The organism is Streptomyces sp. NPDC051636, from assembly GCF_044453765.1.
In the GTDB taxonomy this organism is placed as follows: Bacteria; Actinomycetota; Actinomycetes; order Streptomycetales; family Streptomycetaceae; genus Streptomyces.
Genome location: NZ_JBITDA010000020.1, coordinates 66,403 through 87,559, shown reverse-complemented (window position 1 = coordinate 87,559; position 21,157 = coordinate 66,403). Strand labels below are relative to the sequence as shown.

General features: G+C 71.8%; 19 protein-coding genes and 1 riboswitch. Of the genes, 12 read left to right on the top strand and 7 right to left on the bottom strand.

Features of this window, described 5'->3' with window-relative positions; translation table 11 throughout:
- Positions 1-31: 31 nt before the first annotated feature.
- Both ACIBBH_RS29275 and ACIBBH_RS29270 read right to left on the bottom strand, forming a co-directional pair.
- Positions 32-1,228: an outer membrane lipoprotein carrier protein LolA gene (locus ACIBBH_RS29275; protein WP_399409676.1), complete on the bottom strand. Its 1,197-nt coding sequence runs from the start codon at positions 1,226-1,228 to the stop codon at positions 32-34.
- Between the two features lie 251 nt (positions 1,229-1,479).
- Complete coding sequence (locus ACIBBH_RS29270) at positions 1,480-2,490, bottom strand: polyprenyl synthetase family protein (protein ID WP_399409674.1); 1,011 nt, start codon at positions 2,488-2,490, stop codon at positions 1,480-1,482.
- Positions 2,491-3,019: 529 nt separating this feature from the next.
- Positions 3,020-3,203, top strand: a riboswitch (cyclic di-AMP (ydaO/yuaA leader).
- Between the two features lie 5 nt (positions 3,204-3,208).
- Between ACIBBH_RS29270 and ACIBBH_RS29265 the strand changes: the two genes are divergently transcribed.
- Complete coding sequence (locus ACIBBH_RS29265; protein WP_399409672.1) at positions 3,209-3,748, top strand: transglycosylase SLT domain-containing protein; 540 nt, start codon at positions 3,209-3,211, stop codon at positions 3,746-3,748.
- A 14-nt stretch (positions 3,749-3,762) separates the two neighbouring features.
- On the opposite strand, the gene ACIBBH_RS29260 is transcribed toward ACIBBH_RS29265, so the two are convergent.
- Both ACIBBH_RS29260 and ACIBBH_RS29255 read right to left on the bottom strand, forming a co-directional pair.
- Positions 3,763-4,584, bottom strand: coding sequence for an HAD family hydrolase (locus tag ACIBBH_RS29260; RefSeq protein WP_399409670.1), 822 nt, complete (start codon positions 4,582-4,584; stop codon positions 3,763-3,765).
- 45 nt (positions 4,585-4,629) lie between these two features.
- Complete coding sequence (locus tag ACIBBH_RS29255; RefSeq protein ID WP_399409668.1) at positions 4,630-5,091, bottom strand: carboxymuconolactone decarboxylase family protein; 462 nt, start codon at positions 5,089-5,091, stop codon at positions 4,630-4,632.
- 75 nt (positions 5,092-5,166) lie between these two features.
- Here ACIBBH_RS29255 and ACIBBH_RS29250 point away from each other — a divergent pair, with 75 nt between their 5' ends.
- Positions 5,167-5,775, top strand: coding sequence for a hypothetical protein (locus tag ACIBBH_RS29250; protein ID WP_399409666.1), 609 nt, complete (start codon positions 5,167-5,169; stop codon positions 5,773-5,775).
- Between the two features lie 149 nt (positions 5,776-5,924).
- Here ACIBBH_RS29250 and ACIBBH_RS29245 read toward each other — a convergent pair whose 3' ends face one another.
- The gene (locus ACIBBH_RS29245) at positions 5,925-7,127 is read right to left on the bottom strand and encodes an FAD-dependent oxidoreductase (RefSeq protein WP_399409664.1); all 1,203 of its coding nucleotides are present in this window, start codon (positions 7,125-7,127) and stop codon (positions 5,925-5,927) included.
- Between the two features lie 77 nt (positions 7,128-7,204).
- Entirely contained in the window at positions 7,205-8,452 is a 1,248-nt protein-coding gene (locus ACIBBH_RS29240) for an ATP-grasp domain-containing protein (protein WP_399409662.1), read from the bottom strand.
- A 245-nt stretch (positions 8,453-8,697) separates the two neighbouring features.
- Here ACIBBH_RS29240 and fahA point away from each other — a divergent pair, with 245 nt between their 5' ends.
- The 10 genes from fahA to ACIBBH_RS29190 all read left to right on the top strand — a co-directional run bounded on the left by fahA (position 8,698) and on the right by ACIBBH_RS29190 (position 19,156).
- Positions 8,698-9,912, top strand: a complete 1,215-nt coding sequence (gene fahA, locus ACIBBH_RS29235) for a fumarylacetoacetase (protein WP_399409660.1) — start codon at positions 8,698-8,700, stop codon at positions 9,910-9,912.
- 136 nt (positions 9,913-10,048) lie between these two features.
- Entirely contained in the window at positions 10,049-10,642 is a 594-nt protein-coding gene (locus tag ACIBBH_RS29230; RefSeq protein WP_399409658.1) for a hypothetical protein, read from the top strand.
- Complete coding sequence (locus ACIBBH_RS29225; RefSeq protein ID WP_399409656.1) at positions 10,639-11,016, top strand: GntR family transcriptional regulator; 378 nt, start codon at positions 10,639-10,641, stop codon at positions 11,014-11,016. The genes ACIBBH_RS29230 and ACIBBH_RS29225 overlap by 4 nt, the downstream gene beginning before the upstream one ends.
- Positions 11,017-11,187: 171 nt before the next feature.
- Positions 11,188-12,126 (top strand): M56 family metallopeptidase, encoded by a 939-nt coding sequence (locus ACIBBH_RS29220; protein WP_399409654.1) that lies wholly within the window; start codon positions 11,188-11,190, stop codon positions 12,124-12,126.
- A 201-nt stretch (positions 12,127-12,327) separates the two neighbouring features.
- Complete coding sequence (locus tag ACIBBH_RS29215) at positions 12,328-13,119, top strand: GntR family transcriptional regulator (RefSeq protein WP_399409652.1); 792 nt, start codon at positions 12,328-12,330, stop codon at positions 13,117-13,119.
- A gap of 41 nt (positions 13,120-13,160) precedes the next feature.
- Complete coding sequence (locus ACIBBH_RS29210; RefSeq protein ID WP_399409785.1) at positions 13,161-13,388, top strand: ferredoxin family protein; 228 nt, start codon at positions 13,161-13,163, stop codon at positions 13,386-13,388.
- A gap of 15 nt (positions 13,389-13,403) precedes the next feature.
- Complete coding sequence (locus ACIBBH_RS29205; protein WP_399409650.1) at positions 13,404-14,747, top strand: ABC transporter substrate-binding protein; 1,344 nt, start codon at positions 13,404-13,406, stop codon at positions 14,745-14,747.
- The gene (locus tag ACIBBH_RS29200) at positions 14,744-15,622 is read left to right on the top strand and encodes an ABC transporter permease (RefSeq protein WP_399409648.1); all 879 of its coding nucleotides are present in this window, start codon (positions 14,744-14,746) and stop codon (positions 15,620-15,622) included. Before ACIBBH_RS29205 ends, ACIBBH_RS29200 begins: the two co-directional genes overlap by 4 nt.
- Entirely contained in the window at positions 15,606-16,373 is a 768-nt protein-coding gene (locus ACIBBH_RS29195; protein ID WP_399409646.1) for an ABC transporter ATP-binding protein, read from the top strand. Before ACIBBH_RS29200 ends, ACIBBH_RS29195 begins: the two co-directional genes overlap by 17 nt.
- Before the next feature lie 11 nt (positions 16,374-16,384).
- Positions 16,385-19,156, top strand: a complete 2,772-nt coding sequence (locus tag ACIBBH_RS29190) for a fumarate reductase/succinate dehydrogenase flavoprotein subunit (protein WP_399409644.1) — start codon at positions 16,385-16,387, stop codon at positions 19,154-19,156.
- 21 nt (positions 19,157-19,177) lie between these two features.
- Here the strand turns inward: ACIBBH_RS29190 and recQ are convergent, their stop codons facing one another.
- Complete coding sequence (recQ, locus tag ACIBBH_RS29185; RefSeq protein ID WP_399409784.1) at positions 19,178-21,151, bottom strand: DNA helicase RecQ; 1,974 nt, start codon at positions 21,149-21,151, stop codon at positions 19,178-19,180.
- Positions 21,152-21,157 lie beyond the last annotated feature (6 nt).

Sequence of the window (21,157 nt, the reverse complement as noted above, 5' to 3'; positions counted from 1 at the left end):
TGCGTGTGCGTACGTGCCCTGCCGCCGGTGTCTACCGAGCCGCGTCGGCCGCCTTCACCAGCGCGTTCTTGTCCACGGCGCCGACGTACACCTTGCCGTCGTCCGTTATCAGTGCGTTGACCAGGCGGGTGGAGAACACCATGCCCTTGCCGAACTTGCCGGTCACGTGGTCGCCGAGCGAGCCGAGGAAGCCGCCCAGGTCACCGCCGCCGGCAGCCGCGGAGGGCAGGCCTGCCTCGGCGCCGGAGTGCAGGACGGCGACGGAGTTCCACCCCTTGCCGAGGACGTCGAAGCCCTGGAGGCTCTTCGCGAAGTCCTCCTCGGACTTCGGGGAGCTCTTCCCGGGCGCCTTGGCCGCGTGGTCGTCCTCCTCGGTGACCTTCGCGCCCCTGGGCGGGCTGAAGTCGAAGGTCGAGGCGGCCGGCTTGGCGAAGCTGACCTGGGTGAAGCCCGCGTCCACCACGGCCGCGCCACCGCTCGCCGGGGTCAGCGTGAACTTCAGCGGCAGCCCCGTCTTCGCGTCCACGGCGATGCTGATCGCGCCGACCGTGGTGCCGGACTGCCTGGGCTTGATGAGCAGCTTGTAGGCGTCCCGGCCGGCGACCTGCACGGTGCCGTCCACGGTCACGGACGTGGTGTCGTCGACGGACTTCAGGGCCTCGTCGGCGAAGTCCTTCGGCGTGGCGGGCGTCTTCTCCCGCCGCTCCTTGCCGTCCTGGTCCGCGGTGCCGTGGTACACCTCGTTGGACTTGCTGTCGTAGCCCCAGACGTCCTTGCCGTCGTGGATGAGGCTGTACTCGGCGGCCCGCTCGATCAGCGAGACCTTCTGCCGGTCCGGTCCGTCGGCCGCCACGCGCAGCGTGTGGCTGCCCGAGAGCAGTTCGGTGAGCTTGGACGCCGGGTCCGCCGACGATCCGTCACCGCCCCGGCCCGCCCCGGACATGAGGCCGCTCTCCAGGCCGCCGAGGTTCGGCAGGCCCAGGTCGGTGCTGACCCTTACCGTGCCGGACAGCTGCTGCACGTCCGACTTGGCGATCTTGTTGATGAGCTGCTGAGCACTGATCTTCGGCAGGTCGGGGTCGCCGGAGTCGGCGAGCGCCGGGACCAGCCCGATGGTCGCCGCCGCCACCCCCACCACCGCGACCGGCACGACGTACCGGGCCGCCTTGCGGCGTCCGGTGTCCGCGGTGTCGTCGGACGTGGTGTCGTCGGATTCGTACGGTGCCATGTGTGCCTTACCTCCGTCGTCGGCGGCGGCTGTCCTCGCACGAGTGGTCCACCCTGAGCCGCCATTCTCACCCGAATCGGTGAGGAGTGGTGATTTCCGTGGTTTCCATCTCACCAAATCGGCTGTGAGGAAGCGTCAGACCGGGGAGCCAACTCCGCGTACGCCTGGGGTATGACACGGGGTGGAGATGTCTCCCCCGACCCGTAGGGGTCGCAGAGGATCACGCCGGTCGGCACCGGGGCAACGGGCGGTTACCCCGCCCGGTGCACCACCGCATCGCACAGCTCCATGAGCGCCGCCTTCGCGTCGCACTCCCGCAGCGGTGCCAGCGCGGACCGCGCGTCCTCCACGTACCGCACGGTGTCCCGGCGGGCCTGCTCCAGCGCCGGGTGGGCGCGCAGCGCGGTCAGGGCCTCGGCGTGCCGGGTGTCGTCGGTCAGGTCGGAGTCGAGGAGGTCGCACAGGGCGATGTCCTCGGGCAGCCCCAGCCGTGCCGCCCGCTCCCTGAGGCGCAGCACGGGCAGGGTGGGGATGCCCTCGCGCAGGTCGGTCCCCGGGGTCTTGCCGGACTCGTGGGAGTCGGAGGCGATGTCCAGCACGTCGTCCGCGAGCTGGAAGGCGACGCCGAGCCGCTCGCCGTACTGGGTCAGGACGTCCACCACGGTCTCGTCGGCCCCGGACATCATCGCGCCGAAGCGGCAGGAGACCGCCACCAGCGACCCGGTCTTGCCGCCCAGGACGTCCAGGTAGTGCTCGACCGGATCCCGGCCGTCCTGCGGCCCCGCCGTCTCCAGGATCTGCCCGGTGACCAGCCGCTCGAACGCCACGGCCTGCACCCGTACGGCCTCGGGGCCGAGGTCGGCGAGAATCTGCGAGGCACGGGCGAAGAGGAAGTCGCCGGTGAGGACGGCGACCGAGTTGCCCCAGCGGGTGTTCGCGCTGTCCACCCCGCGGCGCACGGCCGCCTCGTCCATGACGTCGTCGTGGTACAGCGTGGCGAGGTGGGTGAGCTCGACGACGACGGCCGAGGGCACGACCCCCGGCGCGTACGGGTCCCCGAACTGTGCCGCGAGCATCACGAGCAGCGGCCGGAACCGCTTCCCGCCCGCGCGCACGAGGTGCTGCGCGGCCTCGGTGATGAAGGGGACCTCGCTCTTGGTGGCTTCGAGCAGGCCTTCCTCGACAGCCGCCAGTCCGGCCTGGACATCGGCTTCCAGAGCCTGGTCCCGCACGCTCAGCCCGAATGGCCCGACGACGGTCACGAGGGGTCTCCTGTCTGCTGGTGTCTGCTGGCGATTACACGGTTTGTCGATAGGTCGCTGCCCTCACTCAAGTCAGCGTATCCGGTCAGCTTTCGATCACCGAGGGCGCCCACTGTTACAGGCCGGGCGCTATCGGACCACGACCGTTATGTTTTCGATCGGTTGATAAGGACAGATATTTATCTACTTACCCGGAAGTACGACGCGACTGCGCCGCTTGGAGCAGCCCGATCCGCGCCGCCACGCCCGACGCGCTTACCCAAGACGTCGCCCTCCATGCCCCATTTGCCGCGATTGTTATTCCGTGAATTGGGTCACGCCACCCGACCGGCGTGTTTATCACCCCATACCGGCATTACGCCTTTCGGCATTGGCCAGTTGAGGCTTGGCGAGCGCAAAGGATCAAGCACCTCATACGCACCAGAACAAGGTCAACTAGGACGTTGTGTGAATCCGCTACTTGTTCTGGACATGTGCTCTCGCATACGTTCCGGGCCGTCGGGCGGACGCCTAATCCTGCCGCCGCCCGTCACACCCATTGACGAACTCATTCGCGTACGGCAGGAGCGGGGGACCCAGGTAAGCCGCCGGTCCGGGCGACATCCGTCGTCCCGGAACGGCTTGGGGTGAAGCCGTGCCGTCTTCGGGCGGCACGGCCGGGCACCTCCCAGCCCGAACCCGACAGCTCACCTCGCAGGCGACGGAGAGGAACTTCACCATGTCTGCTGCCGCTCAGCGCCGCCGTGCCCCCTTCGCCCGCCTCGTCCGCAAGGTCGCAGTCGCCGGTACCGGCGCCGCCGTGCTCGCCCTCCCGCTGATCGGCGCGACCAGCGCCTCGGCGGCCACCACCACGACGGCTACCACCACGACGGCCACCACCACGACGGCCACCACCACGACGGCCACCACCACGACGGCCACCAGCACGGTCGCGTACCCGAACAACCTCGACGGCTGGATCCGCCAGTCGCTCGCGATCATGGCCGAGAAGCACATCCCGGGCAGCTACAACGGCATCTACCGCAACGTGATACGCGAGTCGTCGGGCAACCCGCTGGCCATCAACCTCTGGGACTCCAACGCGGCCGCCGGTATCCCGTCCAAGGGCCTGCTGCAGGTCATCGACCCGACGTTCCGCGCCTATCACGTGGCCGGAACGTCGTTCAACATCTACGACCCGGTCGCGAACATCACCGCCGCCTGCAACTACGCCGCCGCGCGGTACGGCTCGATCGACAACGTGTTCGGCGCGTACTGACCGCTCCGCTCCCCTCAGGGGAAGAGTCTTTCGAGGACGACGGCGATGCCGTCGTCCTCGTTCGACAGGGTGACCTCGTCGGCCACCGCCTTCAGTTCGGGGTGGGCGTTGGCCATCGCCACACCGTGGGCGGCCCAGTCGAACATCGGGATGTCGTTGGGCATGTCCCCGAAGGCGACGGCCTGTTCGGCGCTCAGCCCGAGGCGCTCGGCGGCCAGCGCCAGCCCGGTCGCCTTCGTGACGCCGCACGGCTGGAGCTCGACGGTCCCCGGCCCCGACATGGTGACCGTCGCCAGCGACCCCACGACCGAGCGGGCCGTGGCCGCCAACTCGTCGTCGGACAGGGCATGGTGGCGCAGCAGGACCTTGCTGATCGGCGCGCGCCACAGGTCCTCGCGCCGCTGGACCCGTACGGCGGGCAGGGTGGGGTGGGGCATGAGGTACCCCGGTTCGATGAGTGTGAGCCCGTCCACCCCGTCCTGGTCGACGGCCACGTACACGTCCCCCACCTCGGCCTCGATCTTGCCGAGCGCGGTCTCCGCCAGCTCCCGGTCGAGGGTGACCGACCACAGCAGGCGGTCGGCGCCGGCGTCGTACACCTGCGCCCCCTGTCCGCACACCGCGAGTCCCGTACAGCCGAGGCCGTCGAGCAGCGGCCGCACCCGGGGTGCCGGGCGCCCGGTCACCACGAGGTGCCGGGCCCCCGCCTTCTCGGCCCGCGCGAGGGCGGCGAGGGAGCGGTCGGAGAAGGTGTCGTCGCCGCGCAGGAGCGTTCCGTCGAGATCGGTTGCGACGAGTGAGCATGCGACGGGTGAATGTGCGGGGGGTGCGGCCATGATCAGAGAATACGGACACCGCGCCCCCTGGACTCACCGCTGTTTTCAGCCCCAAGTGGTGCCCGCGGGCTCCTTGATGGTGGTGTTGAGACGGTTGAACATGTTGGTGACCGAGACGGTGAGGATCAGCGCGGACAGCTCCTTCTCGTCGAAGTGGCCGGCCACCTCGTCCCAGAGCGCGTCCGGCACCGGCTCCTCGGACCGGTCCGCGAGCCGCGTCATCCGCTCCGCCAGCTGCAGCGCGGCGCGCTCGGCGTCGGTGAAGAAGGGCGCCTTGCGCCAGGCGGCGACGGCCGCGATGCGCTCCTCGCTCGCCCCGGCCTTGCGCAGGTTCGCCGTGTGACCGTGCACGCAGGCACTGCACCCGTTGATCTGGCTGGCGCGCAGCCCGACGATCTCCGCCAGCTCGGCCGGCAGGCCGCCCTCGCCGATCGCCTGGAAGATGCTGCCGATGCCCTTCAGGGCGGCCGGGAGGACGTACGCCGGGTTGGTCATCCGTGCCTGCATGGTGCTGCCTCCTGTGTCCGACTGGTTCAACCGCTAAGTTGCTGTCACTGGGCTGACGGAGCGGGGGCGTGGAGTGTGACCGGTCGGCGCGAGAATTTCCGGACGCATCTGCTGCGGGCCGCGACCGGCGTCCTGGAGCGCTTCCCTGAGGAGCTGAAGCCCGAGATATACGCGCTCTCCTTCCGTATCTGGCGCGTCGACGACGACGACCGCCGCCCGTACGTGGCCATCGGCTACAACACCGAGACCCAGTACGAGCGGGAGACGTACCCGGAGGACCCCGGCGAGGCCCGCTGGAACTACGCCTGCTGGCTCCTGGACGGCTTCGAGATGCTCGGCAACGTCCCCGAGGACCCGGTCGGCGGCGCGCTCTACGAGGAGGAGGTGCGGCGGCTCGGACTCTGGTTCGAGGGCGACCCGGACGAGGTGGACGAGACGGACGGGGAGGACGAGATCGGCGCCAAGCGCGACCTGCTGGGCCTCCACTTCGCCGACGCCTGTGTCGGCCTCGCCCGCGACCTGCACTCCGAGGGCCGCATCGAGAAGATCCTCGGCCGCCCGCTGCCCGTCGTGATCTTCGATATGTACTGCCCCGGCTGGGAGATCGAGGCCACCGAGGCGGCCAATCCGCCCGAGCTGATCGAGGACTTCCTGGCGTGGCAGCGGGCGGCGGCGGCCGGGTAGGGCCTGCCTCCGCGGAGTGCCGGAGCCGCGGCCGGCCGCGGCCGAAGCGGATCACCGGGCCGTACGGCGAACACCGGCTGGCGGCGGCCGGGTGGGGCCTGCCCCGCGCAGAGACATGCCCTGGGGACGTGCCGTGGGCCGCGGCCCGTTCAGCCGTGGGCCGCGGCCAGGTGTTTCGCCAGGCGTGGGGAGGCGAACTCCGTGCCGCAGACGAACCGCATCACCGGGCCGTAGGACGACGCCGCCGGGAGGCCGGTGAAGTACAGGCCGGGAATGGACGAGACGAATCCCGCGCCCAGGCGGGGCGTGCCCCGGCTGACCGCGAGGCGGGTGCGCAGTTCGTGGCCGAGGAAGTCCATGGCCGCGATGTCCACGCGGTAGCCGGTGGCGGCGATGACGTGGTCGACGGGGAGCCGGGTGGTGTGACCGGTGTGGGTGCGGACGGTGAGGACAGGGTTGCCGTCGGTGGCGTCCGCGCCGACCACCCGGTCGACCTCCTCCACCTCGACCTTGCCCTCGAAGCGGTCGCGCAGCCACCAGGCGCCGAGCGGGCCGAGGACGCGGCGGACCAGGTAGTGGCGGGTGCGGGCCGGGAGGTGGCGGTAGGGATGCGGGTAGTAGGTCAGCGCCCAGAGGGACCAGGCACGGCCGAAGGGGGACTCGGGGCGCAGCTTCGGCTGCTGCCAGGGCGGGGCACCGAAGGCGACCCGGCCGCGGCCCCGCGACACCACCCTGACCCTGGCGCCCGCCTCCGCCGCCAGGGCCGCCGTCTCCAGCGCGGACTGGCCCGCGCCGACGACGATCAGTTCCCTGCCGGAGAACCGGGTGAGGTCGTGGTGCTGGGAGCTGTGGGACACCGGGCCGGCCGGGCTGGGACCGTCGGGCGCCGCCGACGCCAGCCCGGCCGGGAGGTGGGCCAGACCGGACAGGCCGGTGGCAACCACGACCGCGCGCGCGGTGAACAACTCCCCGGAGTCCAGTTTCAGTTCGAAACCGCCGCCTGCCCGCCGGTCCACGGACACCACCCGCACCCGCTCCAGGTCGGGCACCAGCTTCTGCTGGAACCACTCGCCGTAGGCGATGAAGGTCTCGACCGGGATGATGTCCTCGTCGGTCACCAGCCGGCGGATGCCCGCCGCGTCGCAGTAGTCGACGAGGCCGTGGCCGGGCTGGGGGCAGTCGAAGTTGGAGGCCACCGGGGTGGACTTGAGGAACATTCCGGCGGGCATGTGGTCACGCCAGCTGACCATGGGATCGCCGAAGACGCGGACGGGGATACCGCGCGCCCGCAGATGGGCGGCGGTGGACAGGCCGAACGGCCCGGCACCGATGACTACTACCGGTTGAATCACGAAGTCCCTCCCCAGGACGTGTTTCCGTCACTTCGTGGGTGGTGAACCGGTCCGGGCAAATCGTCCCGGGACACGGGCTAGCTGCTCGAACCGGTGCTGCTGCCGCGGCGGTTGGTCCGCCACAGCTGATAGAGGTGCTTCGCGCCCGGTCGCACGAAGCGCGCGAGCATCGTGAGGAACGGCAGCGGGTCGTCACCCGCGAGCCAGGCCAGCTCCGTCCCGCTCGCCCGCGCCGGCGCGTGCGGCGTCGTGTAGCCGCTGCGGCGGTAGGCGAGGAGGGCGGGGAGGTCGATGTTCTCCACGATGTAGCGATGACCGGCCCGCTGTTCCCCCTCCGGAACGGAACGGCCGGTCAGATTCAGGTGCATGGCGCGTACGACGTCCACGCCCGACTCGTTCTCGAAGAGCCGGAACTGGGCGCCCATGCGCGGGTTGAAGTCGAGGAGCTTGTACTGTCCGTCGCGCCGGTCGAAGCGCAGGTCGAGATCGATGATGCCGTGGAAGCCGATCTGTTTGATGAAACGCGCGGCGAGGTCGGCGAGTTCCGGGTTGTCGACGACGTACGCGTTCGCGGTCATGCCCGCGTGCGGCGGCCAGGAGCGCACCTTGACGCCGGTGAACATCGCGAGCGGGGTGCAGTCGGCGTCGAAGTAGGCGTGCACGATCCAGTCCTCGGCCTCCTCCCGGGGCAGGTACTCCTGGAGGATCACCCCGGGGCGCTCGCCCCAGTCGCGGGCCAGGGTGAGCAGCCCCTCACGGGTGGCGATCCGGGTGGTGCCGTTCACGGCGGGCCGTGCGCGCCGGACGAACGCCTCGCGGTTCTTGGCCACCACCGGGTAGCGGGCGGTGTCGGCGAAGGCGACGATCTCGTCGTACGACTGCGGGAAGGCCGCCGCCGGGCTGGCGATGCCGTGTTCCGCGCACATCTCGTGCAGCCCCTGCTTGCTGGCCAGATGGCGCGGCAGGCCGGACTCGACACGCGGGAAGAGGAACCGGTCCGTCAGCTCGTCCTGGTGCTCGGCGATCAGGACGGCGGCCTCTTCGTCGGTGGGGATGAGGACGGTGGGGCGGCCGATGCGCCGGCCGATGCGCCTGAGCCCCTCCACCAGGCACTCCGGTTCCTCCGCCCCGCTGGTCCGCCAGACGAAGGCGCGGGTGAGGTAACGGGAGGACGCGGCGGGCGTGTAACGGTCCTCGGTGATCGCATACATCGGAACACCCAGCCGGCCCAGGCTGCGGATGGCGCCGACGCCGCCGTGGTGCAGCGGATAGTCGCCGAACTTGACGATCAGACCCGGCACGTCTCTGTCCGCGTCGAAAGGCACACCGACGGAATTCCTGGCCACGGGTCCCCCCACGTGTCCCCCCTACGGACCGGACCCACCCCGTCCGTGTCCCCCAAAGGACGCTAAGCCGGAATTGGCCGCTCCGACAAGGCCTATTCGGACATTGCGAACTCTTTAGACACTCCTCAGGACGCTGCCCAGGACACGCAACTCACCCGTAACGTGTGGCTCGACCACATGCAACGGCCTGCAGCGATGGCACGGATGAGAGCGAGGCAGCACCCATGCCCCCCTTCGACGTCCCCGAGGGCGACCCCTTCGGCCCGCACAACCTTCCCTACGGCGTCTTCTCCCCCGCCGGTTCGGCCGAGCGCCGCGTCGGCGTCCGGCTCGGCGACCACGTACTCGACGCGGGCGCGGCGGCGCGGGCGCTCGGTTCGCCGTACGCCTCCCTGCTCGCCCACCCGACCCTCAACCCGCTGCTCGCCGCCGGCCGCACGGCGTGGTCGGACGTACGGCGGGCCCTGACGGCCTGGGTGACGGTGCCCGCGCACCGCGAGACGATCGAACGACTGTTCCATCCTCTGTCCTCGGTGTCCCTGCACCTGCCCTTCGAGGTCGCCGACTACGTCGACTTCTACTCCTCCGAGCACCACGCCCGGAACGCCGGGCACATCTTCCGCCCGGACGCGGAGGACCCGCTGACCCCCAACTGGAAGCATCTGCCGATCGGTTACCACGGCCGTTCCGGCACGGTGGTGGTGTCGGGGACGGATGTCGTACGGCCGTGCGGGCAGCGCAAGGGGCCGGGTGACCCGGCACCCGCGTTCGGGCCGTCGGTCCGGCTGGACATCGAGGCCGAGGTCGGCTTCGTCGTGGGCGTGCCGTCACAGCAAGGCAGGCCGGTCGCGCTAAGCGACTTCCGGGAGCACGTGTTCGGGCTGTGCCTGCTCAACGACTGGTCGGCGCGTGACATCCAGGCCTGGGAGTACGTTCCCCTCGGCCCCTTCCTCGGCAAGTCCTTCGCCACGTCCGTCTCCGCGTGGATCACCCCGCTGGAGGCGCTGGAGGACGCGCGGGTGACGCCGCCTGAGCGGACCCACCCGCTGCTGCCCTACCTCGACGACTCCGACGAGGAGCCCAGCGGCTACGACCTGCGGATCTCCATCGCGATCAACGGCCATCCGGTGTCCGAGCCGCCCTTCTCCACCATGTACTGGACGGCCGCGCAGCAGCTGGCGCACATGACCGTGAACGGGGCCTCGTTGCGCACCGGCGACCTGTACGGCTCGGGGACCGTCAGCGGACCGGAGGAGCGGCAGCGCGGTTCGCTGCTGGAGCTGACCTGGAACGGGCGGGACCCGCTCGAGCTGCCCGACGGCAAGCGGACGTACCTGGAGGACGGGGACGTCGTGACGCTGTCGGCGTGGGCGCCCGGGGCGGACGGGGCCCGGGTGGGGCTGGGGGAGGTCAGCGGGCGCGTTGCAACAAGCAGTTGACACAGGTTCCCGAGGCCGCATTGTTCGCTGTCACGGGGGTTCACATGCCGGAAGCCGGTTCTGATTCGTCTGCTCCCCCGGCCTCGCCGGCCGCGTCGCGCGCCCGTCGACCGTTACACCCGCTGGACGGGGGCTGGTGGGTGACGCGCTGACCCCGCCGGCCCGGGGTGCCGTCCGTACGGCCGGTCTCGCGTCGCGCCGGGTCCGCGACTACCTTCCGCCCCGGATGACCTGGCTGCCGGCCGCCCTCGCGGGTGCGCTGGTGGTGCTGCTGACCGTGACGGCCGCGGTGGCGTCGCCGGACAGCCCGGGGCGGGCGGCCCGCGCCCTCACCCTGACCTGCCGGGGCGTCACCGAGTCGTACGGTCCCCGGCCCGGGCTCCACTACGGCCTGCCCATGCTGGCCTCCCTCGCCGTCGCCACCGCCGTCTGCGGCCGGTCGCCGCGCCGGATCGCGACCCGGCCCGGCGACGAGCAGTCCCGCCGCGACCGGACGCCGGCGATCCTCGCGGCCCGGGGGCTGGTGGCCTCCTCCCTGTTGGGCGCGACCTCGACGGCCTCGGGCGCGCTGATGAACACCGTGTGCGACGGGACGGCGGGGACCGTGGCCAACGGGGTGCTGTGGCCGCTGGCGGTGGTGGCGCTGGTGACCGTCCCGTGGTCGCTGTTCACGGTCTGCTCGCCCCGGGCGATGTGGCGGCGCCCGTCTCGGCGCAGGGCGCGGCGTTGAGCGGCGCGGCCGTGGGGGTCGACACCACCAGTCCCGTCCCGCCGTACGAGCAGATCCGCGCCCAGCGCGCGGCCCTGATCACCACCGGCCGTCCGGCGGAGGGCGAACGCCTGCCGACCGTACGGCAGCCGGCGGCCGGCCTGGGCCCGGCGGCCGGGACCGTGGCCCGCGCGTACCGCGAGCTGGAGTCGGCGGCCCTGATCCGCACCCGGCGGGGTGGGGGGACCCGGGTCGCACCGTTGCCGGCGCCCGTACCGCGCCCGGGTCCGGCCGAACCGGCGGCGCTCGCCCGGAGGTTCGTCGCGGAGGCGCGGGCCCTGGGGGCGGCGGAAAGGGAGCTGCTGGAGGCCGTGCGGGGGGCGTTGCGGGAGTAAGGGGCCGGGGAGGCTCCGGAGCGGGTGGTGTTTGCCGTCGACGACTGACTCCGGGCGCCCGTCGGCGTCATACTGGCGGGACAGCGTGCACGACCAGAACCATCCCCGGAACCACCACCCGAACGACCCTTCACCCGCCCCTGTCTCCGACCAGGAACCGGAGCCCCCGGCATGACCGTCTGCCTGCTCCTGCTGAGCGTCGTCGCCCTGACGGCCGCCGTGCCGGTGCCGCGCGCGCTGACCCGGGCCGCGTGGCCCGAACGGGAACCCGTGGTCGCGCTGTGGGTGTGGCAGTGCCTGGTCGCCACCGTGCTGCTGTGCTGCCTGACCGCGCTGGTGCTGAGCGCCGCCGCCGTCTTCCGCACCGTCCGCGACCGCGTCTTCGCCCCGGCGCCGCCCGCCGTGACCGCCGCGTACGACCTCTCCGCCGCCCCGGTCTGGGCCGTCGCGCTCACCGCGCTGCTCGCCTGCGGAGCCGCGTGGACCACGGCGATGCTCGCCCGCGAGCTCGTCGAGGCCCGTCGGCGCCGCGGCCAGACCCGCGCCCACCTGCGCGAACGCGCGCCCGAGCTGCCCGCCGGGCTGTCTGCCGCGCGGGGCCCGATGCTGGTGCTGGAGGACGAGTACCCCGACGCCTGGTGGATGCCGGGCCACCCGCCCCAGCTGGTCGTCACCACCGGCGCCCTGCACCGCCTCACCGACCACCAGCTGGACGCCGTCCTCACCCACGAGCGCGGCCACGCCCGCGCCCACCACGACTGGCTGCTGCACCTGTCCACCGCCCTCGCCACCGGTTTCCCGCGCGTCCCGCTCTTCGCCCACTTCTGCGACCAGACCCACCGTCTGGTCGAACTGGCCGCCGACGACGCGGCTTCCCGCCGCTGCGGCCACCTCACCACCGCCCTGGCCCTGATCGAGCTCAACCAGCACCGCGGCGTCCTCTCCTGCGCCTCCAGCCGCCGGCTCCTCGGCGAACGCGTCGACCGCCTCCTGGAACCGCCTCCTCGGCTGCTCCGCAGCCAGCGCGCGCTGACGACGACGGTGGCGGCGCTGGTACCGCTGCTGCCGCTACTGATCACCTTCGCTCCGGGACTGACGGCACTGTCCTGACCGGCGTGCTGACGTACCCGCACAACCGCGGGCAGTCGTGCCGCCTCCGGCACCAGCTCACCTTCACCGCTCGGGCCACCGGTGGCAGATCTCCCCACGCCCCCGCGCAAACCCCCAGCTCAGCGGCACAACCGGCGGAGCATCAGGTGGCGCAACAATCCAGCAACACAGCTTTCCCTACCGCCTAGGTATGGTTCAGACATGCCACCCACCGACCGCATCCGAGACCACGCCGGTCAAGGCGCCGCGACCACCGTCGCCGCCCACCGCACGCGTCGCCGGCTGCGTGCGGACCAGGCCAGGCAGCTCGCCGATCTCCTCCGCCACCAGATCCTCACCGGCGCCCACACCGACTGCGCCCTCCCCCACGAGTCCACCCTCGCCACCGACTACCGCGCCTCCCGCAACACCGTCCGCCAGGCCCTCGACCTCCTCCGCGCCGAGGGACTGGTGGACCGCCTCCCGGGCGTGGGCACCGTGGTCGTCGCCCAGAAGTACCCGCACGGGCTCGACCGCCTGATGGGCCTCGCGGAAACCCTCCACGAACACGGCCGCGTCACCAACGAGGTCCGCACCATGGGCCCCGCCCCCGCACCCGCCCCGGTCGCCGAACGCCTCCACGTCCCGCCCGGCGCCGACGTCCTCTACATCGAACGCCTGCGGCGCCTGAACGGCCTCCCCCTCTCCCTCGACCTCACCTACATCCCGCTCGACATCGGCACCGCCCTGCTCGGCGCCGACCTGGAGAACACCGATGTCTTCCGCCTCCTGGAGGCCATCACCGGCCGGCGCCTCGGCCACGCCGAGATCACCCTGGAGGCGGTGAACGCGGACACCCACTCCGCCGCCGTACTCGAGGCCCCGCGCGGCGCGGCCGTCCTGATGCTGGAACGGCTCACGCACCTCGCGGACGGCCGCCCGGTCGACCTGGAGTTCATCCGCTTCCGCGGCGACCGCATCACCATGAGCGGCCTGCTGCACCGCTCCCTGTGACCACCGCCCTTTCCAAGAGCTCGACCTTCCTGGAGACAGCCATGCCCTTGGCGCCCCAGCGGACCGACGTGCCCGTGACCATCGACGAGTCGAAGTGCATCGACGGCTGCACCCTCTGCGTGGACATGTGCCCGCTGGACTCCCTCGCCATCGACGACAGCAACGGCAAGGCGTACATGCACGTCGACGAGTGCTGGTACTGCGGCCCGTGCGCGGCCCGCTGCCCCACCGGAGCCGTCACGGTCAACATGCCCTATCTGCTCCGGTGAGAGGCCCGAACTCCCATGAAACGCACCGTAATCGCCCTGTCCACGGCATCCCTGCTCCTCCCCCTGTCCGCCTGCGGCGGCGACGCACAGGCAGGTGACAGCTCCACGGTCACCGTCACCGTCGGCTATCAGTCCAAGACCATCAACACCGTCACCGCGGGCACGCTCCTGCGCTCCCTCGGCTACTTCGAACAGCAGCTCAACGCCCTCCACGACGGCCACACCTACAAGGTCGACTGGCAGGACTACGCCACCGGCGCCCCGATCACCGCCCAGATGACCGCCGGGAAGATCGACATCGGCTCGATGGGCGACTTCCCGCTGCTGCTCAACGCGGCCCGCGGCAAGCAGCTCGGCCGCCCCACCCACCTGGTGTCCGTCACCGGCTACAACCTGCGCGGCGGCCTCAACACCGTCGTCACCGCCCCGGATGCGAAACTCACCTCCCTGAAGGACCTGAAGGGCAAGAAGGTCTCCACGAGCGTCGGCTCGGCCGCCGACGGCACCCTCGTACGAGCCCTGCAGCGGGCCGGCATCGACCCGGACAAGGGCATCTCGAAGCTCAACCAGCAGCCCGCGGTCGGTGCTTCGGCCCTCTCGGCCGGCAGCGTCGACGCGCTGTCCCAGTTCGTGGCCTGGCCCGGCCTGCTCGCCTTCCAGGGCAAGGCGAAGGCCCTGTACGACGGCGCCCAGCTGAACCTCCCCACCTTCCACGGCGTCACCGCCCGCGAGGACTTCGCCAAGAAGCGCCCCACCGTCCTGGAGGCCTTCCTCAAGGCCCAGGCCGAGGCGACCGACTACCTCAACGCCCATCCCGTGGCCGCCGCCGAGAAGGTCGCCAAGGCCACCGGCCTGCCCGCCGAGGTCGTCTACCTCTACAACGGCGCCCATGGCATCGCCACCTTCGACCCCGCCGTCAAGCCCCGGCTCGTCTCCGCGCTCAAGCAGGACGTGGCGGTCCTGAAGTCCGCGAAACTGGTCGGGGACGTCGACGTCGACTCCTTCGTCGACGACCAGTACGTGAAGAAGGCCCTCGGCGCCTCCTACGCCAAGCAGCTCGCCGCGACTCCCGCACCGGCCGCGAGCGAGGTCTGGGAGAAGGACTCCGAGAAGACCACGGACTTCAAGTCCCCCAGCGCGCTGCTCGCCTACGTGGCCGAGCACCAGGGCGACATCCGCGCCGCGTACGTCCCCGACGCCACCACCGGCACCCTGTGGTTCGCCGACAAGGCGGTGTGGGTGGCCGACGGCGACCGGCTGCTGCCGTTCGTCGCCCCGGCGACCGCCCAGGCGTACGTCGCCGCGCACGGAGGCGCCCGCACGGTCACGTACAACGACGCGCTCGGACGGGCCTCGTGACCCGGCGCCCCCTCGCCCGGTATGCGCTGAGGGTCGCGTCGCTGGCCGCCGCGCTCGGCCTGTGGCAGCTGCTGACCAGCCTGGACGTCGACCTGTGGCTGCGCTTCTCGCAGTTCCCCACGGTCACCGACGTGGCCCACGGCTTCGCCGACCGGGTCTCCGGCGGGGACTACTGGACCGACCTCACCGACAGCCTCACCCGGATCCTCACCGGCTTCGCGCTGGCGGCCGTCCTGGGCGTGGCGACGGGCGTGCTCGTGGCCCGCTCGCGCCTCGCCGAGGACCTGCTCGGCCCGGTCCTGGAGGTGATCCGCCCGATCCCGGCGATCGCCCTCGTCCCGGTCGCGATCCTCCTCTTCCCCTCCAACGAGCAGGGCATCGTCTTCATCACCTGCACCGCAGCCTTCTTCCCCGTGCTGGTCTCCACCCGGCACGCGGTCCGCGCGCTGACCCCCGTGTGGGAGGAGGCGGTGCGCACCCTGGGCGGCGGCCGGTGGCGGATCCTCGGCTCGGTGGTCCTCCCGGGCGCGCTGCCCGGCATCTTCGGCGGCCTGTCGGTCGGCATCGGCGTCTCCTGGATCTGCGTGATCTCCGCCGAGATGATCTCCGGCCAGTACGGCGTCGGTTACCGCACCTGGCAGGACTACACGGTCGTCGACTACCCGGGCGTGTTCGTCGGCATGGTCACCATCGGCGTACTCGGCTGGGTCACCTCCACGCTCGTCGAACTGCTGGGCCGCCGGCTCACCCACTGGCTGCCACGGACGTCGTACGTCCCCGGGGCGCGTACCCCGCGGCGGGTGCACGGCGCCTCGGCCCCTGTACCGGTCGGGCCCACGGCCAAGGACGAGGTGCCCCATGACCAGCTCGTCTGACCTCCGCTCACCGGCGCGTGCCGGTGCGGGACTCGCCCTGCGCGGCGCCACTCTCGGACGACCGGGCGCGCCCGTGCTGCACGAGGTGGACCTCGGCATCGCCCCAGGCGAGATCCTCACCGTCGTCGGCCCCTCCGGCTGCGGCAAGTCGACACTCCTGCGCACGCTGGCCGGGCTGCTGTCTCCCCTCGCCGGAGAGGCCGCCCAGGACGGGCGCCCCCTGACGGGTCCCGCGGCCGACCGCGCCCTGATCTTCCAGGAGGACGCCCTCCTGCCCTGGCGCACCCTCCGCGCGAACGTCGAACTGCCCCTCGCCATCAAGGGCTTGCCGCGCGGCGAACGCCGCACCCAGGCGGAGTCCTGGCTGGACCGGGTCGGACTCGCCGAACAGTCACGGCAGCTGCCGCACCGCGTTTCCGGCGGCCAGCGCCAGCGCGCGCAGCTGGCCCGCGCCCTGGCCGGCAGCCCGCGCGCCGTCCTCATGGACGAACCCTTCGGCGCCCTCGACGCCCAGACCCGCGCCGGTATGCAGGACCTGCTGGTGGAGGTGTTGCGAGGCACGGGCGCCACCGTCGTCTTCGTCACCCATGACGTGGACGAGGCCCTGTTCCTCGGCGACCGCGTGGCCCTCCTGAACTCCGGCCGGCTCACCGCCGTACGCGACGTGCCGCACCCCCGCGACCGTACGGCGCACGACGACCCGGCGCGCGTGGCGCTGCGGCGCGATGTCCTGACCTCCCTCAGCATCTGAAAGGCATCCCGGTGGACACCCCGGACACCTCCACGGACACCCCTTTGGCGATCCCCGCCCTCGGCGACGCCGAGGAACTGACCTGCGACGTCCTCGTCATCGGTGGCGGCACCGCCGGCACCATGGCCGCGCTGACCGCCGCCGAGCACGGCGCGGACGTCCTGCTGCTGGAGAAGGCCCACGTCCGCCATTCGGGGGCGCTCGCCATGGGCATGGACGGCGTCAACAACGCGGTCATCCCCGGCCGCGCCGAGCCCGACGACTACGTCGCCGAGATCACCCGCGCCAACGACGGCATCGTCGACCAGTCCACGGTCCGCCAGACCGCCACCCGCGGCTTCGCGATGGTCCAGCGGCTGGAGTCGTACGGGGTGAAGTTCGAGAAGGACGAGCACGGCGAGTACGCCGTCCGCCAGGTCCACCGCTCGGGCTCGTACGTGCTGCCCATGCCGGAGGGCAAGGACGTCAAGAAGGTCCTGTACCGGCAGCTGCGGCGGCGCGAGATGCGGGAGCGGATCCGGATCGAGAACCGGGTGATGCCGGTACGGGTGCTGACGGCGCAGGGGCGGGCCGTGGGTGCGGCGGGCTTCAACACGCGGACCGGCCAGTTCGTCACCGTCCGCGCGGGCGCGGTGATCCTCGCGACCGGCGCCTGCGGACGCCTCGGCCTGCCCGCCTCCGGCTACCTCTACGGCACGTACGAGAACCCCACCAACGCGGGCGACGGCTACGCGATGGCCTACCACGCGGGCGCCGAGCTCACCGGCATCGAGTGCTTCCAGATCAACCCGCTGATCAAGGACTACAACGGCCCCGCCTGCGCCTACGTCGCCAACCCCTTCGGTGGCTACCAGGTCAACCGGCACGGCGAACGCTTCGTCGACTCCGACTACTGGTCCGGCCAGATGATGGCCGAGTTCGCGGCCGAGGTGGCCAGCGACCGGGGGCCGGTGTACCTGAAGCTGAGCCACCTTCCGGAGGAGTCGGTCTCGGCGCTGGAGTCCATCCTGCACTCCACCGAGCGCCCGACCCGCGGCACCTTCCACGCCGGACGCGGCCACGACTACCGCACCCACGACGTCGAGATGCACATCTCGGAGATCGGCCTGTGCGGCGGCCACTCGGCCTCCGGCGTACGGGTCGACGACCACGCCCGTACCACCGTCCCGCGCCTGTACGCCGCCGGTGACCTGGCCTGCGTGCCGCACAACTACATGATCGGCGCCTTCGTCTTCGGTGACCTGGCCGGTGCGGACGCGGCCCGGTACCGCGCGTACGCAGGGGAACTTCCGCAGGACCAGCTGCGGGAGGCGCACGAGTTGATCTACCGCCCGCTGCGCAACCCGGACGGCCCGCCGCAGCCCCAGGTCGAGTACAAGCTGCGCCGCTTCGTGAACGACTACGTGGCCCCGCCGAAGTCGGGCGCCCGGCTGTCGCTGGCCCTGGAGGCGTTCGAGCGGATGCGCGCGGACATCGCCGCGATGGGCGCCCGCACGCCGCACGAGCTGATGCGGTGCGCGGAGGTCACCTTCATCCGCGACTGCGCGGAGATGGCCGCGCGCGCCTCCCTGGCCCGCACGGAGTCCCGCTGGGGCCTCTACCACGACCGCATCGATCATCCCCTGCGCGACGACGCGTCCTGGTTCCATCATCTCGATCTGCACAAGTCCCCCTCCGGTGCGATGGAGTTCACGGCCCGTCCCGTGGCTCCGTATCTGGTTCCGGTCGACGAATTCACCCCGGTCGGCGGCCCTCCCCGTCACCTCGGCGAGGTTCGCCCCGAGGATGTGGCCACGGCCGGCTCCCGGGACGTGGCGCCGGTCGCCACGGGGCCGACCTCCGCACGCGTCGCCGAGTCCGTGGACCGCGGCTCTCGGGAGACCGCCTCGCCCCGGCTCCTGGAACTTTTGGAGCTGGCCGAGGAGGAACCCGAACTCGCCGCCATCGAGCCCTACTTGACCGACCCGGACGCTTCCGTGCGCCGGACGGCCGTCTCGGTCCTCACCGAGACCGTGCCGCCCGGCACCGGGCAGGCACTGGCCGGTGCTCTGACCGACCCCGACGCCGACGTGCGCGCGGCGGCCGCGGCCTCGCTGCGCGAGCTCGTCGAGACCCTCCCGCCCGAACCCGCCCTGGGTACCGCCCTCACCGGTGCGCTCGCCGAGGCCGACCCCGTGGTCCGCGCCGCCGCCCTCGACGTGCTGCGCGCCCTGCGCCTGGGTGACGCCGGCCTGTTCGCCGTGGCACTGGACGACCCGGACATCGCCGTCCGCATCGAGGCCGTACGCGGGCTCGTCTCGGTCGACGCGGTCGAACCGCTGGCCGGTGCGGCGGGCGACCCTTCGCGGGAGGTCCGCGTCACCGTGGCCAAGGCGCTGGCCGCCGTCAGCTCGGCGCCCCTGGCCACGAGCGCCCTGGAACTGCTCGCGGCCACCTTGAACCGGCTCACCGAGGACACCGATCCCCTGGTGCGCGGGGCCGCGCTCGGGGCGCTGGCCACCGTCGGCTGCCCGGCTCCGCTCGCCGCGCGTGCCGTGGCCGCCCTGTCGGATCCGGCCTGGCAGGTCCGGGCCGGAGCGGCGACCGCGCTCGGCTCCGCCGGCACCGACCTCTCGGTCCCCGCCCTCGCCAAGGCCCTCGCCGACCCCAACGCCGACGTGCGCAAGGCGGCCGTCCTGGCGCTGACCCGGCACGTCGCCGACGAGGAGGCCCGCGCGGCCCTGGCCACCGCCACGGCGGACCCGGACGCGGATGTCAGGGCGTATGCGGCACGTGGGCTGTGACGATCCCCCGCCTCGCCCCGGCTATATCCAGTCGTCGTGCTCCGGCTCCTCGTCCCGCTCGGGCCAGTCGTCGTCCGCGGTGGCCGGCGCCGGGCCGCCTGCGGTGGGGGCGTCCAAGGAGGAGAGCACTGCGAGCACGCCCTCTCCGTACGTCGCCAGCTTCTTCTCTCCCACGCCGCCGACGGTGCCCAGTTCCGTCACCGAGGCCGGCCAGACCGTGACGATCTCCCGCAGCGTGGCGTCGTGGAAGATGACGTACGCCGGAACGCCCTGTTCCCGCGCCTGCTCGGCACGCCAGGCACGCAGCGCTTCGAAGGCGGGAAGCAGTTCCTCGGGCAGCTCGGCCGCGACCGTCTTGGCCTTGCGGTCGGCCCGGCCGGAGGAGGAGGCCGGCCCCGACCGGGAGGTCACCGGCTTCTTCGGCTCCTTGCGCAGCGGCACCTCCCGTTCCCGCCGCAGCACCGAGCCGCTCGCCTCGGTGAGCACCAGCGTGCCGTACTCCCCCTCGACCGCGAGCAGCCCCTGGGCCAGCAACTGCCGGATGACGCCCCGCCACTCGCCCTCGGTGAGCTCCTCCCCGATGCCGAAGACGGACAGCTGGTCGTGGTCGAACTGGATCACCTTGCCGGTGCGCTTCCCCAGCAGGATGTCCACGATCTGCACCGCGCCGAACTTCTGCCCGCGCTCCCGCTGCAGCCGCACCACCGTCGACAGCACCTTCTGCGCGGCGATCGTGCCGTCCCAGGTCCCCGGGGGCACCAGGCAGGTGTCGCAGTTGCCGCAGCCCGCCGGGTCCGGGTCCTGGCCGAAGTAGGCGAGCAGCTGGCCGCGACGGCACTGGGCGGTCTCGCACAGGGCGAGCATCGCGTCCAGGTGGGCGGCGGCCCGGCGGCGGAACGCCTCGTCGCCCTCGCCGGACTGGATGAGCTTGCGCTGCTGTATGACGTCGTTGAGGCCGTACGCCATCCAGGCCGTCGAGGGCAGGCCGTCCCGTCCCGCCCGGCCGGTCTCCTGGTAGTAGCCCTCGATCGACTTGGGCAGGTCGAGATGGGCGACGAACCGTACGTCCGGCTTGTCGATGCCCATCCCGAAGGCGATGGTCGCCACCACGACCAGGCCGTCCTCGCGCAGGAACCGGGACTGGTGCGCCGCGCGCGTGCCCGCGTCCAGGCCCGCGTGATAGGGCACCGCCTCGATGCCGTTGCGGGTGAGGAACTCCGCCGTCTTCTCCACCGAGTTCCGCGAGAGGCAGTACACGATGCCCGCGTCGCCCGGGTGCTCCTCCCGCAGGAAGGCGAGCAGCTGCTTCTTCGGGTCGGCCTTGGGCACGATGCGGTACTGGATGTTGGGCCGGTCGAAGCTCGCCACGAAGTGCCGGGCCGTCGGCATGTTCAGCCGCTGCGTGATCTCCTGGTGGGTCGCATGCGTGGCCGTCGCCGTGAGGGCGATCCGCGGGACGTCCGGCCAGCGCTCGCCCAGGAGGGAGAGGGCCAGATAGTCGGGGCGGAAGTCGTGGCCCCACTGGGAGACGCAGTGTGCCTCGTCGATGGCGAAGACCGCGATCTTGCCCCGGGAGAGCAGGTCGAGGGTGGAGTCCAGACGCAGCCGCTCCGGCGCCAGGTAGAGCAGGTCCAGCTCGCCCGCCAGGAACTCCGCCTCGACCACGCGCCGCTCGTCGAAGTCCTGCGTGGAGTTGATGAACCCGGCGTTCACGCCGAGCGCGCGCAGGGCGTCGACCTGGTCCTGCATCAGGGCGATGAGCGGGGACACCACGATGCCCGTACCCGGTCTGACCAGGGCCGGGATCTGGTAGCACAGGGACTTGCCGCCACCGGTCGGCATGAGGACGACGGCGTCGCCGCCCGCCACCACATGCTCGATGACCGCTTCCTGCTCGCCGCGGAAGGCCTCGTACCCGAAGACCCGGTGCAGCGTGGCCAGCGTCTCGCTGTCCGTCATCCCTGGCATCTCACTGATCCCGCCCGTCCCGCCCATCGTCCT